Raw genomic sequence first — 12,823 nt, forward strand, 5'->3', positions numbered from 1 at the left:
TTCAGTATTGGTGACAGACCACCACAAGTATCCAACCTCAATTCTGTTCACAAGACCATCGTTGATGTTCTCGGCGAGCGATACCGTCGAATTTATTCTTAAAGTAGGTGCGGAATGACGGATTAATGCCAGATGCCCCAGCGTACTGCCAACGCCATTTTCAATCGATTTACCAATTGCCTCAAGTGGTAATCCTTCACACACGCCAACAAACATCGCTGCGAGCAGCAGTGCCAACATCCCGTTAATTTTAAATTTCATATTTAAAATTAACGGCAAAACGACGCCCAGAGCCACCCATATAATGGGCAGCGCCTCAATAATGAAATTCATATTTTCCCCGTCAACATTAAATAAAAAACAAAATTAGTCAGACATTTCTTTTCTACATACATGACCACAACAAAATATGTCATACCAATTAAGCGCCAGTAATGCGCCAAAAACTGTGATGAATATTAAAAATTTTTTTATGGGGGAAAATGACCATCGTCATTTAGTGATTTGAATCACATAAATAAATGTAACGTATACGATAAACATGCGAGTAATGATAAATATATTATACTAGTAATACGAAGATGGGGACCAAAAGGCGGGAAGTGGCACGGCAGCACGCCCTAACGCGCGCCACCGTTACAGATCTATAACTATGACTCAGGCTTGTCCGTTTTCTCTTCCGGCACAGGCGATGAGGTATTCTCGTCATCTTCCTTCACCGGCGTGTTGGAGGTGAGCAGATAGGGTGACTGCTGCCAGCGGCTGCGGCGGTGCTGTAACAGCGTGCGGGCCAGAATAATGCCGATCGCTAACGCCAGCAGGATCATCAGGCGCAAGATATTGGTGGTGTTATCGACCTGCTTGGCTTCGGTCGCCAACACGTGGGTATCGAGCGTCATGCGCAGAAACCCGATCGGGCCATCCTTGCCGTTGATGGGCTGCACAATCTGGTGGTTGAAATAGCTCCCCACCCGTTTGCCATCCAGCGCCAGACGGTCGCGCACCACAACCTCTTCCCCGGTGCGGGCAATCAATGAACCGTCCTGCTGATAGAGTGCCGCGTCGAGAATGCGGCTATTTTGCGTTAACTGCGCCAGCATCGTGCTGATTTTCTGGCTGTTATCATCGTTGCTTTCCATCAGCGGCGTCAGGCTGAACGCAACCTGCCGCGCCAGGCAGATCAGTACAATAGCGGTGCGGTGTAAGCGGAATTTTAACCGGGTGTGGACCATGAGAATCCCTGAGCTATTTGCATACTTTCATGTTGCCAGAAGCGATAGCGATAGGATAGCTTGTTGCCCTGTTTTCTGAGTGATGTTCTGTTATGTTTACCCGCGTCAGTACGCGCTATTTTTGCCAGAAGAGGATGCCCCATGCCGAATAGTCAGACCTACCGCGATCTCCCTAACGAGATTAACTGTTGGCCGGGACTGCCGTTATCACTCAGCGGTGATGAAGTGATGCCGCTCGACTATCGCGCGGGAGACACCGGCTGGCTGCTGTACGGCGACGTACTGGATAAAAACTTGCTTTCGCGTTACCAGCGCAAACTCGGTGCAGCAATGGTGATCGTCAGCGCCTGGAACGTGGAAGATTATCAGGTGGTGCGTTTGGCCGGTTCGCTCACGCCGCGCGCCACCAAACTGGCTCATGAACTGGGGATGGATGTGGCACCGATGTGCAACACCCCGACGCTGCGTGCGCCCGGTTTACTGGTGATGGACATGGATTCCACCGCCATTCAGATTGAGTGTATTGATGAAATCACCAAACTGGCCAGCACCGGAGAGAAGGTGGCGGCGATCACCGAACGGGCGATGCGCGGTGAGCTGGATTTCTCCGCCAGTCTGCGCGAGCGCGTGGGCACCCTGAAGGGGGCCGATGCCGATATCCTGCAAAAAGTGCGTAAAAATCTGCCGCTGATGCCGGGGCTGACCTACGTGGTTGAGCAGTTGCAGGCCGCAGGCTGGCACGTTGCTATCGCCTCCGGCGGCTTTACCTATTTCGCCGATCACCTGAAAGAGAAACTCGGCCTGGTGGCGGCAGTGACTAACGAAATGGGCCTGCGCGACGGTAAGTTGACCGGCGAAGTGATAGGCCCGATTGTCGATGCCAAATATAAAGCCAAAACCCTGCGCCAACTGGCGGAACAGCTGGAGATCCCCGAAGAGCAGACCATTGCCATCGGTGACGGGGCCAACGATCTGGTGATGATCAAGGCATCCGGGCTAGGCATCGCCTATCATGCCAAACCCAAAGTGAATGAGCAGGCCCCCGTCAGCATCCGTCACGCCGATTTAACCGGCGTCATGTGCGTACTGAGCGGCAGCCTGCGGCACGAAAAACGCTAATAGCAGTGAGGTGAACCGTGGCAAAAGCCGTTAAACGCGCCTTCGTTTGCAACGAATGTGGTGCCGATTACCCGCGCTGGCAGGGCCAATGCAGCGCCTGTAACGCCTGGAACACCATTACCGAAGTGCGGCTGGCCGCCGCCGCGACGTCTCGCACCGATCGCCGTACCGGCTATGCGGGCGACCATGAAGGCATCAGCCACGTACAAAAACTCTCTGACATCAGCCTGGAAGCGCTACCGCGTTTTTCCACCGGCTTTAGCGAGTTCGATCGTGTGTTGGGCGGCGGCGTGGTGCCCGGCAGCGCCATTCTGATCGGGGGCAGCCCCGGCGCGGGAAAAAGTACCCTGCTCCTGCAAACCTTGTGCAAGCTCTCTGAACAGATGAAAACCCTGTACGTCACAGGTGAAGAGTCGCTACAGCAGGTGGCGATGCGTGCGCACCGCTTGGGCCTGCCCACCCAGCATCTCAACATGCTGTCCGAAACCAGCATCGAGCAAATCTGCCTGATTGCTGAACAGGAGCAGCCCAGGCTGATGGTGATCGACTCGATCCAGGTGATGCATCTGGCCGATATCCAATCCTCACCCGGCAGCGTGGCACAGGTGCGGGAAACCGCCGCCTATCTCACCCGCTTTGCCAAAACGCGCGGTGTCGCTATCGTGATGGTGGGCCACGTCACCAAAGATGGTTCATTGGCTGGTCCCAAGGTGCTGGAGCACTGCATTGACTGCTCCGTGCTGCTCGACGGTGATGCAGATTCCCGTTTTCGCACCCTGCGCAGCCACAAAAACCGTTTCGGTGCCGTCAACGAATTGGGGGTGTTCGCCATGACCGAGCAGGGATTACGCGAAGTCAGCAACCCCTCAGCCATTTTTCTCAGCCGGGGTGATGAAGTGATGTCCGGCAGCTCCGTTATGGTGGTGTGGGAAGGCACACGTCCGCTGCTGGTGGAGATTCAGGCATTGGTGGATCACTCGATGATGGCCAACCCTCGCCGCGTCGCCGTCGGTCTGGAACAGAACCGACTGGCGCTCCTGCTCGCCGTGTTACACCGCCACGGCGGACTGCAAATGGCTGATCAGGATGTGTTCGTGAACGTGGTTGGTGGCGTAAAAGTCACCGAAACCAGCGCCGATCTGGCACTGCTGCTATCGTTGGTCTCCAGCCTGCGCGACAGGCCGTTGCCGCAAGATCTGGTGGTGTTCGGCGAAGTGGGGCTATCCGGCGAGATAAGGCCTGTGCCCAGCGGTCAGGAACGTATTTCCGAAGCGGCCAAGCACGGCTTCAAGCGCGCCATCGTCCCCCATGCCAATGCGCCAAAACGCCCGCCCGCCAACATGCAGGTGTTTGGCGTGAAAAAGCTGACTGACGCGCTGGCGATCCTCGACGATCTTTAACGTCTAACCTGTGGGAACATGCGCGCAGGTTGAGGATGCTTGTGATATCTTGGTTTAGCATGCTAAACACACGTGCTAAACCAAGAGTGCCTGACAATGTCATCTTTTGATTACCTGAAACCCGCCATCCGCAAGAAAGGGTTTACCCTTCAGCAGGTTGCCGACGCAACCGGCATGACCAAGGGCTATCTCAGCCAATTGCTGAATGCCAAGATCAAAAACCCCAGCGCTCAAAAGCTGGAAGCGCTGCACCGCTTTCTGGAACTGGAATTTCCCCGCCACGACAAAACCATCGGGGTGGTGTTCGGCAAGTTTTATCCTCTTCATACCGGTCATATCTACCTGATCCAGCGCGCCTGTAGTCAGGTTGATGAATTGCATGTGATCCTGGGTTACGACGAATCACGCGACCGCCTGCTGTTTGAGCACAGCGCCATGTCGCAGCAACCCACCGTCAGCGATCGTCTGCGTTGGCTGCTACAAACTTTTAAATATCAGAAGAATATCCGCATTCACGCCTTTAACGAAGAAGGCATGGAGCCTTACCCGCACGGCTGGGATGTATGGAGTCGCGGTATCAAGGCCTTTATGCAAGAGAAGGCAATTGAACCCAACTTTGTCTATACCAGCGAAGCCAAAGATGCCCCGCAGTATCGGGAACAGTTAGGCATCGACGCGGTATTAGTTGACCCGGAACGCTCATTTATGAACATCAGCGGCGCACAGATCCGTCACGATCCGTTCCGCTATTGGGATTATATTCCCACCGAAGTGAGGCCCTTTTTCGTGCGTACCGTTGCCATTCTCGGCGGCGAATCCAGCGGTAAATCGACGCTGGTCAACAAGCTCGCCAATATCTTCAACACCACCAGCGCCTGGGAGTTTGGCCGGGATTATGTCTTTTCCCATCTGGGTGGCGACGAGATGGCGCTGCAATATTCTGACTACGATAAAATCGCGTTAGGGCAATCTCAATATATTGATTTTTCGGTAAAATACGCCAATAAAGTGGCCTTTATCGATACCGATTTCATCACCGCCCAAGCATTCTGCAAACAGTATGAAGGGCGCGAACACCCCTTTGTCCAGGCGTTGATTGACGAATACCGGTTTGATCTGGTGATCCTGCTGGAAAACAATACGCCGTGGGTCGCAGATGGTTTACGTAGCCTGGGTAGCAGTACCGCACGCAGCGCGTTCCAAACGCTGCTCAAAACCATGCTGGTGAAGAATAACGTCCCTTACGTACACGTGACCGAATCAGATTATGATTCGCGCTTCCTGCGCTGCGTGGAACTGGTACAGCAAATGCTGTCGCACCGTACGTCTGGCGGGCCGGATACGCCGACGCTGTAATCAACAACGAATTACCACTGCCAGCGGCGAGAGGGAGTCAGAATGGCGGGCAACGGGATGTCCCACGCTTCGTTCGGGATGGCATCGACCTGCTGGCAGTCATGGGCCAAGCCAATCGGGTATGGCCCTCGCTGTTGCCAGCGCTGTAAGGTCCGGTCATAAAACCCACCCCCCATGCCCAGACGTTGTCCCTGCGCATCGAACGCCACTAACGGCGTAAACAGTACATCAAGTTGGATTAGCGGCAGCACGCGGCGCACATCCAGACGCGGCTCAAAGATCTTCAGGCGATTCTTCACCAGCGGTGTCTGCGCGTCGTAGTGTAAAAACAGCAAATGTCCCGGCGAAAACGGGTGCAGTACCGGCAGATACACCGCCTTTCCCTGCTGCCACAGACGGGCAATCAACGGCTGGGTATCCAGCTCACCGTCAAACGACAAAAACAGCGCAATACGCTGTGCCTGCTGCACTTCAGGTTGTTCCAACGCACGTTCGGCAATCTGCTGGGCAAACCGGGTTTGTTGTTCCTGCGTGAGCGCTCGGCGCAACTGACGCACGCGATCGCGCATGGCCTGACGCTGTTGCTGTGGCGAAACGGGCATGAACGCAGAAGTCATAGGCAATAACAGGGAAAAGAAAGGAGAGAAGGGATCTCCGAGATGCCGCCGCAGGTGGTAACCCTTGAACCCTTGGTTCAAGGTGAACATACCGTCGCAACCTTAAGGCTTCTCGGACGAACCGAGCATGCTCACCGGCTGCGGAGCGTTACATTCTGTTGGTTTGAAATATCGGCTCAGGGGACTGACCCGCAGACAAACACCTCAGAGAAATTTTATTCTTTACTCGTGAATAACTCTATCACGCTTTATAGCGAAAAACATCGGGCAACTAACAAAAATCAATTTAAAAAACCAAAACGCGGGGCAAGGCGCTAGCCCCTTTCGACTCACTCGAAAGGCGTGCCCTGACGCTCGGTTATGCGCCCTTGCTCCAGCAATGCCTGCTCGATGGTCTGCTGCAACATGCGGATGCGCTGCTCCATATTTGCCGCATAATCACGCGTCTTCAAGCGCTCTTGCGCCAATTCATGGCACACGTTAAGTGCCGCGATAAACACCAATTGTTCCGTGTTGGTCACGCGTGTGCGCACTTTGAGATCCTGCAACCGCTGGTTAAGATCTTCCGCAGCCTGATTCAACGCTTCCTGTTGTTCCGGCGGACAATTGACTCTTAACGAACGGCCAAAGATTTGAATATCTACTGGTTGTGCAGACATGCCCCTTTCCTGCCTCATTTCGTTTTCTGCGCCGCAGAAAAAATTCATATCACGGACTGGCGACAGCCCCTTCACGCGGGCGCCACTATAATAACTCAACATAGAAGAAACAAGCCCTTTCTGGCATAGCAGCCGAGCTTGGTGGTAGCATAACACGATACCAACCCGCCAACGATGAACAAAGCACATGTCCATAGAAACCACGTATCCCGGCTATGAAACCCTAGACGCGCTCCTGACACAGCAACAAGTTGCACTGACGGCAGCGGAAATGCACGGGCTTATCAGCGGTATCCTGTGCGGGGGCAACACCGATGACAGTTGGAAAACGTTGTTACACGAGCTGACAAACGATGGTCTGGCGTTCTCTCACCTGGTTTCTCAACCGTTGCAAACGCTGTATCAGGTCACCAAAGAAGCGCTGGAAGAGAGTGAATTTGAATTCCAACTACTGCTACCGGATGACGATAACACGGCGGTAAGCGTGTTTGATCGTGCCGACGCGCTGGCAGGATGGGTCAATCACTTTCTGCTCGGGCTGGGCGTCGTTCAGCAGCGTCTGAACAAGGCGCAGGGCGAACTGAAAGAAGCCATCGACGATTTGCGCAATCGCTGGAAGAAATCATCGAATACGTCAGAGTTTCCGCCATTCTCTGCCACAGTGAATATACACGCCCGGTACAGACCGCACCGGAGAAGAAAAAACCAACGCTACATTAATCGCGCATCCAGCCTTACCCGCAGGGGTTCCCACGCAGGAGGGAATTACCGAATGCGCATCACACAGGAGCAGGTGATGATTCAACAAGACGCTTTTGGTCAGGAATATACTCGCCGCCGCCAGCAGTTGCTGGAAAAAATGGCTCCCGCCAGCGCGGCGATATTTTTTGCCGCACCGGAAGCCACGCGCAGCGCTGACAGTGAGTACCCTTATCGCCAGAACAGCGATTTCTGGTACTTCACCGGATTTAACGAGCCGGAAGCGGTGCTGTTACTGGTAAAAAGCGATGAGCACCATCACCACACCGTCCTATTCAACCGCGTGCGCGATGTCACGGCGGAAATCTGGTTCGGACGCCGTCTGGGACAGGAAGCGGCCCCTCCGCGCTTGAATGTCGATCGCGCCCTGCCCTTTAGCGACATCAATGCGCAGTTGCACCTGCTGCTCAACGGACTGGACGTGATTTACCACGCACAGGGGCTGTACGACTACGCGGACCGCCTGCTGTTCAACGCACTGGAGACGCTGCGAAACGGCACGCGTCAGGGGCTTATCGCACCGCCGACGCAGACCGACTGGCGCCCCTGGGTACACGAGATGCGCCTGTTTAAATCCCCGAAAGAGCTAGAGCTGATGCGTCGGGCCGGAGAGATCACCGCCAAGGCCCATACCCGCGCCATGACAAGCTGTGAACCCGGGATGTACGAATACCAGTTGGAAGGGGAAATTCATCATGAATTTACCCGCCACGGTGCGCGCTATCCTTCGTATAACACCATCGTCGGCAGCGGTGATAACGGCTGCATTCTGCACTACACCGAAAACGAACGGCAAATGCGCGAGGGCGATTTGGTGCTGATTGACGCGGGCTGCGAATATCAGGGCTATGCCGGTGATATCACGCGGACCTTCCCGGTAAGTGGAAAATTCAGCCCCCCGCAGCGCGCGATTTACGACATTGTGCTGTCTTCACAGCGCAAAGCGCTGGCGCTATTCAAACCCGGTGTCAGCATTCGTGAAGTGAATGAGCAGATGATTCGTATCATGGTCGAAGGGTTGGTTAAACTCGGCGTGCTGAAAGGTAGCGTCGATGAACTGATCGCCGAACAGGCACACCGCGCGTTCTACATGCACGGACTCAGCCATTGGCTGGGACTGGACGTGCACGATGTCGGCGATTACGGCGCGTCAGAACGCAGTCGTTCGCTGGAACCCGGCATGGTGCTCACCGTCGAACCGGGGCTCTATATCGCGCCAGACGCCAAAGTACCCCATGAGTATCGCGGCATCGGTATCCGCATCGAGGATGACATTCTGATCACTGACAGCGGTAACGAAGTATTGACAGCGGGCGTCGTAAAAGACGCCGACGATATTGAAGCGTTGATGGCACAGGCCCGTGCCGCACGCCAGGCAGCGAGATAATCGCGATGACGATCCTGATAGTCGGCGGAGGCATGGCGGGAGCAACGCTGGCGCTGGCCATTTCCGCCCTTTCCTGCGGCACCCTTCCCGTCGAGGTGATTGAAGCACACTCTCCACTGGACAGCGCGCATCCCGGCTTCGACGCCCGCGCTATCGCGCTGGCGGAAGGCACCGTGCAGCAGCTCAAGCGTATCGGCATCTGGCAAGCTATCGCCAGTGAAGCGGAACCCATCACCGCGGTGCACGTCAGCGATCGCGGCCACGCCGGTGTGGTCAACATGCAGGCCAGTGATTATCGTACCGCCGCATTGGGTTACGTGGTGGAGCTACATCAGGTTGGTCAAACCCTGTTTCGGTTACTCCACAATGCGCCGGGCGTGCGCGTGCACTGCCCACGCAAGGTAGTACACGTTGAACGCAGTGCCGAACAGGCCATCCTACAACTGGATGACGGCAGTACGCTGTGCGAGCAGCTCTTGGTGGCGGCAGACGGCTCCTCCTCCGCGCTGGCTCGGGCCTGCGGTATGCAATGGGAGACAGAGGAGTATCCGCAGTTTGCCGTTATTGCCAACATCCGCACCCAGTTGCCTCATGCGGGAAAAGCCTTTGAGCGCTTTACCCCGGACGGCCCGTTGGCACTGTTACCAATGCGCGGTGGACGCAGTTCGTTGGTATGGTGCCACCCGTTATCAAACCAGACGCAGGTGAGCGCCTGGAGCGAGGCCGAATGCCGCGCCGCGCTGCAACGCGCCTTTGGCTGGCGATTGGGCGCAATTACCCACATCGGCGAACGTCACACCTATCCGCTGCGACTGGTGACGGCGGCACGTCATATCGCGCATCGCGTGGCGCTGGTGGGCAATGCGGCACAAACCCTGCATCCGATTGCCGGACAGGGATTCAATCTCGGGCTGCGCGATGTGATGTCGCTGGCAGAAACCCTGACGCAAGCCGCGGCACACCAGGAAGACACCGGCAGCTATCGCGTGCTGAGCCGCTACGCTCAGCGCCGAGAACCCGATCAGCAGGCGACCATTGCGCTGACAGACGGTCTGGTACGCCTGTTTGCCAACAGTGTTACCCCGCTGGAAGTGGGTCGCAATCTGGGTTTGATGACCATGAATACCGTTGCGCCCGTGCGTGATACCTTTGCGCGCCGCACGTTGGGTTGGGTCGATCGTTAATGCAAGCAACAGGAAACAGGGCTTATGCAATCATTTGATGTGGTTATCGCGGGCGGCGGCATGGTCGGTCTGGCATTAGCCTGCGGGCTGCAACAGTCCGGGCTACGCATTGCCGTTCTGGAACAGCGTACGCCACCACAGACGGCCGCGGACGGGGCTTATGCGCTGCGCGTCTCCGCCATTAACGCGGCCAGCGAATGCCTGCTGCGTCATCTCGATGTCTGGCAAGCGATCGAAGCACAGCGCATCAGCCCCTATAACGCCATGTACGTGTGGGACAAAGACAGCTTTGGCAATATCCATTTCGAGGGCGAGGCCTATGGTTTTTCCCGCCTCGGCCACATTATCGAAAATGACGTCATTCAACGCGCCCTGTGGCAACGAGCCGAGAAAGCAAAAGACATTACCCTGATGGCACCGGCGGTATTGCAGCAGGTGGCCTGGGGCGAGAACGACGCATTTATCACGCTGGACGATGGCACTATGCTCACGGCGCGCCTGGTGGTCGGCGCAGACGGTGCGCACTCCTGGCTACGTCAGCAGGCCGATATTCCACTGACGTTCTGGGATTACGGTCATCACGCACTGGTGGCAACGGTACGGACCGAACGCCCGCACGACGGCGTGGCACGCCAGGTGTTCCACGGCGATGGCATTCTGGCGTTTCTGCCGTTAGCGGAGGCAAACCTGTGCTCGATTGTCTGGTCACTGCCACCGTTGCAGGCCGAATCCATACTGGCACTGCCCAAGGAGGCTTTCGATCAGCAATTGGCGATCGCCTTTGATACGCATCTTGGACGGTGCACCACCATCAGTGCCCGGCAAACACACCCGTTAACCGGACGCTATGCGCGCAGCTTTGCCGCGCATCGACTGGCGCTGGTGGGCGATGCCGCACACACCATCCACCCGCTGGCCGGACAGGGCGTCAACCTCGGGTTTATGGATGTCGCCACGCTGATCGCCGAAATCAAACGCTTACAGGGGCAAGGTAAGGATTTCGGGCAACACCTCTACCTGCGACGCTATGAACGCCAGCGCAAGCACAGTGCCGCGCTGATGTTGGCCAGCATGCAAGGGTTCAGGGAACTGTTTAACGGAGAGAACCCGGCGAAAAAATTGCTACGGGATATTGGCCTGACGCTGGCGAACCGCCTGCCGGGGGTGAAACCGGTGCTGGTGCGTCAGGCGATGGGATTAAATGACCTGCCGGAATGGCTGGCGCACACCGCTATGCCGCAGTAAGTAAAACGGTACGCCTCAATGGGCGTACCGTCAACTTCACTTCTTTTCGTGGCGCGTTGCTTTGTCCAGATAGCCCATCAGAAACGCCGACAGCACAAACGTCAGGTGGATAATCACATACCACATCAGCTTGTTATCCGGCGTGTTGCGCGCATCCATAAACACGCGCAGCAAATGGATGGAAGAGATGGCGACGATCGATGCCGCCACTTTATTCTTGAGTGAGCCGGAATCCATTTTGCCGAGCCAGCTCAGTTTCTCCCGATCCTCATCAATGTTCAGCGTCGAGACAAAGTTCTCATAGCCAGACAGCATCACCAACAGGCCGCCTACCAGCGTCATGTCAATCAGCGACAGCAGTACCAGGATCAGATCGGCCTCTGCCAATGCAAAGACGCTTGGCAGAATGTGAAACACTTCCTAGAAAAATTTGAGCATCAGCGCCAGTAACCCGAGCGACAGTCCCAGGTAGATCGGGGCCAGCAGCCAACGCGAGGTGTACATCAGGTTTTCAATAAAACGTTCCATAGTTCTTCTTTTTGCAGGTGAATAACCACCGTCGCGTAATGGCCACGCGACGGCAAAACGCACAGTTTACTGATCGACCACCGAACCATCTACATGAAGACGCGTTTTCAGCGGACGGCGACGGTAGGGATATTTTTCTGCCACATCATCCGCCAGTTCGATGCCAATACCCGGAGCCGTGGGGATCTCCATAAAACCGTCCACGCACTTGAAGGTGCTCTTGACCACATCGCGCTTCAATACGCCATTTTCCACGCCGGTAGCACCAAATTTCTCCGACAGCGCCGGTTGGTCGTCGCCGGGATACTCCAGCAGGGCAAAGTTGGGGATGCTCACCGCAATTTGCAAGCAGGCGGCCGTAGAGACCGGGCTGAGTGGGTTATGCGGCACCACCATCAGATCATACGCTTCGGCCAGCGCTGCGATTTTCTTCGCACCGGTAATGCCTCCGCACATGCACACGTCTGGCCGCACGTAGGAGACGGCATTGCGCTTGATCAACATGGCAAACTCTTGCAGGTTGTTCAGACGCTCGCCGGTGGCAATCGGCACGTTGATTTTGTCTGCGACCTGCGCCATCGAATCAAAGTTATCTGCCCCGATCGGATCTTCAATAAAGTAAGGCAGATAAGGCGCGATGCCCTGTGCAAACACAATCGCATCATGCGGTTTCAGACGGCGATGCACTTCGATACAGAGATCGACGTCATTCCCCACCGCTTCGCGATAAGCGCCAATGCGCTCGATGGCTTCGCCGATTTCTTTCGCATGGGTGATGAAATAGGGATCGCCGCGCGACTCATCCAGAAACGGCGTCAGATGCCCAATCGCGGTAACGCCTTGTGCCTTCATCTTTTTCAGGTTGGCGATGGTCTCTTCCGTGGTTTTGCCACCAGCATGGGCATAGACCCGCGCCTTATCGCGGCAGCGACCGCCCAGCAAGTTGTAGACGGGAGTGTCGTAGAATTTGCCCGCAATATCCCACAGCGCGATATCGATGGCGCTGATCGCCCCCATGATGGCCGCACCGCGAAAATGCCAGCAGCGGTACATGTACTGCCAGTGATGCTCAATACGCAGCGGATCTTGCCCGATCAGGTAGGTTTTTAGCGCTTCCACCGCCCCCATGGAGGCATCCAGAAACCCCCAGGTGCCTGATTCACCGATCCCGACAAGACCTTCGTCCGTGTGAATTTCGACAAACAGGTAGCGATTCGCCAGGATGGTTTTGACATCCGTAATTTTCACGTTGCTTTACTCCACTTTCAGCCCGAGAGGGACCCCAAACCCTTAGCATAACCCGAGCGTGCCGTGCTTCGTCAATGCTTAAACACCCT

General features: G+C 55.9%; 11 protein-coding genes, 1 other RNA gene and 2 pseudogenes. 7 read left to right on the top strand and 7 right to left on the bottom strand.

Translation table 11 applies throughout. The features are described from left to right. Together ACTBDZ_RS02920 and ACTBDZ_RS02925 are read right to left on the bottom strand one after the other, a co-directional pair. A partial coding sequence (locus ACTBDZ_RS02920) for a GntT/GntP/DsdX family permease (protein ID WP_438814175.1) occupies positions 1–333 on the bottom strand: 333 nt, incomplete at its 3' end. A 317-nt stretch (positions 334–650) separates the two neighbouring features. Beyond that, positions 651–1,232, bottom strand: coding sequence for a YtjB family periplasmic protein (locus ACTBDZ_RS02925; RefSeq protein WP_438814176.1), 582 nt, complete (start codon positions 1,230–1,232; stop codon positions 651–653). A gap of 141 nt (positions 1,233–1,373) precedes the next feature. Between ACTBDZ_RS02925 and serB the strand changes: the two genes are divergently transcribed. The 3 genes from serB (at position 1,374) to nadR (ending at position 5,107) form a co-directional block, all read left to right on the top strand. Then, on the top strand, positions 1,374–2,351 hold the full coding sequence (serB, locus tag ACTBDZ_RS02930; RefSeq protein ID WP_438814177.1) for a phosphoserine phosphatase: 978 nt from the start codon (positions 1,374–1,376) through the stop codon (positions 2,349–2,351). A 17-nt stretch (positions 2,352–2,368) separates the two neighbouring features. After that, the gene (radA, locus tag ACTBDZ_RS02935) at positions 2,369–3,751 is read left to right on the top strand and encodes a DNA repair protein RadA (RefSeq protein WP_438814178.1); all 1,383 of its coding nucleotides are present in this window, start codon (positions 2,369–2,371) and stop codon (positions 3,749–3,751) included. A 96-nt stretch (positions 3,752–3,847) separates the two neighbouring features. Then, the gene (nadR, locus tag ACTBDZ_RS02940) at positions 3,848–5,107 is read left to right on the top strand and encodes a multifunctional transcriptional regulator/nicotinamide-nucleotide adenylyltransferase/ribosylnicotinamide kinase NadR (RefSeq protein ID WP_438814179.1); all 1,260 of its coding nucleotides are present in this window, start codon (positions 3,848–3,850) and stop codon (positions 5,105–5,107) included. Between the two features lie 11 nt (positions 5,108–5,118). On the opposite strand, the gene ACTBDZ_RS02945 is transcribed toward nadR, so the two are convergent. The 3 genes from ACTBDZ_RS02945 to zapA form a co-directional block, all read right to left on the bottom strand. Further along, positions 5,119–5,724, bottom strand: a complete 606-nt coding sequence (locus ACTBDZ_RS02945) for a 5-formyltetrahydrofolate cyclo-ligase (RefSeq protein ID WP_438814180.1) — start codon at positions 5,722–5,724, stop codon at positions 5,119–5,121. A 30-nt stretch (positions 5,725–5,754) separates the two neighbouring features. Continuing rightward, positions 5,755–5,938, bottom strand: a non-coding RNA gene (gene ssrS, locus ACTBDZ_RS02950) — 6S RNA. A 115-nt stretch (positions 5,939–6,053) separates the two neighbouring features. Next, positions 6,054–6,383, bottom strand: a complete 330-nt coding sequence (gene zapA, locus ACTBDZ_RS02955; protein WP_196906564.1) for a cell division protein ZapA — start codon at positions 6,381–6,383, stop codon at positions 6,054–6,056. 187 nt (positions 6,384–6,570) lie between these two features. Here zapA and ACTBDZ_RS02960 point away from each other — a divergent pair. The 4 genes and pseudogenes from ACTBDZ_RS02960 (at position 6,571) to ubiI (ending at position 10,958) form a co-directional block, all read left to right on the top strand. Further along, a pseudogene (locus ACTBDZ_RS02960) lies at positions 6,571–7,103 on the top strand (YecA family protein). 76 nt (positions 7,104–7,179) lie between these two features. Beyond that, positions 7,180–8,529, top strand: coding sequence for a Xaa-Pro aminopeptidase (gene pepP / locus ACTBDZ_RS02965; RefSeq protein WP_438814196.1), 1,350 nt, complete (start codon positions 7,180–7,182; stop codon positions 8,527–8,529). 5 nt (positions 8,530–8,534) lie between these two features. Then, a complete protein-coding gene (gene ubiH, locus ACTBDZ_RS02970; protein WP_438814181.1) occupies positions 8,535–9,713 on the top strand; it encodes a 2-octaprenyl-6-methoxyphenyl hydroxylase in 1,179 nt (392 codons plus the stop codon). A 24-nt stretch (positions 9,714–9,737) separates the two neighbouring features. Beyond that, entirely contained in the window at positions 9,738–10,958 is a 1,221-nt protein-coding gene (gene ubiI, locus ACTBDZ_RS02975) for an FAD-dependent 2-octaprenylphenol hydroxylase (protein ID WP_438814182.1), read from the top strand. A gap of 36 nt (positions 10,959–10,994) precedes the next feature. Here the strand turns inward: ubiI and ACTBDZ_RS02980 are convergent. Continuing rightward, positions 10,995–11,486: pseudogene (locus tag ACTBDZ_RS02980) on the bottom strand (TIGR00645 family protein). Between the two features lie 66 nt (positions 11,487–11,552). Then, complete coding sequence (dgoD, locus tag ACTBDZ_RS02985) at positions 11,553–12,734, bottom strand: galactonate dehydratase (RefSeq protein ID WP_438814183.1); 1,182 nt, start codon at positions 12,732–12,734, stop codon at positions 11,553–11,555. Between the last annotated feature and the right edge of the window lie 89 nt (positions 12,735–12,823).

It is taken from the genome of Symbiopectobacterium sp. (assembly GCF_051710365.1).
Taxonomy (GTDB): Bacteria; Pseudomonadota; Gammaproteobacteria; order Enterobacterales; family Enterobacteriaceae; genus Symbiopectobacterium.

Excerpts from the sequence above, each read along its gene's own strand:
- ACTBDZ_RS02925 (WP_438814176.1), bottom strand. The coding sequence starts at position 1,232 with ATGGTCCACACCCGGTTAAAATTCCGCTTACACCGCACCGCTATTGTA.
- serB (WP_438814177.1), top strand. The coding sequence starts at position 1,374 with ATGCCGAATAGTCAGACCTACCGCGATCTCCCTAACGAGATTAACTGT.
- nadR (WP_438814179.1), top strand. The coding sequence starts at position 3,848 with ATGTCATCTTTTGATTACCTGAAACCCGCCATCCGCAAGAAAGGGTTT.
- ACTBDZ_RS02945 (WP_438814180.1), bottom strand. The coding sequence starts at position 5,724 with ATGACTTCTGCGTTCATGCCCGTTTCGCCACAGCAACAGCGTCAGGCC.
- zapA (WP_196906564.1), bottom strand. The coding sequence starts at position 6,383 with ATGTCTGCACAACCAGTAGATATTCAAATCTTTGGCCGTTCGTTAAGA.
- pepP (WP_438814196.1), top strand. The coding sequence starts at position 7,180 with ATGATTCAACAAGACGCTTTTGGTCAGGAATATACTCGCCGCCGCCAG.
- ubiH (WP_438814181.1), top strand. The coding sequence starts at position 8,535 with ATGACGATCCTGATAGTCGGCGGAGGCATGGCGGGAGCAACGCTGGCG.
- ubiI (WP_438814182.1), top strand. The coding sequence starts at position 9,738 with ATGCAATCATTTGATGTGGTTATCGCGGGCGGCGGCATGGTCGGTCTG.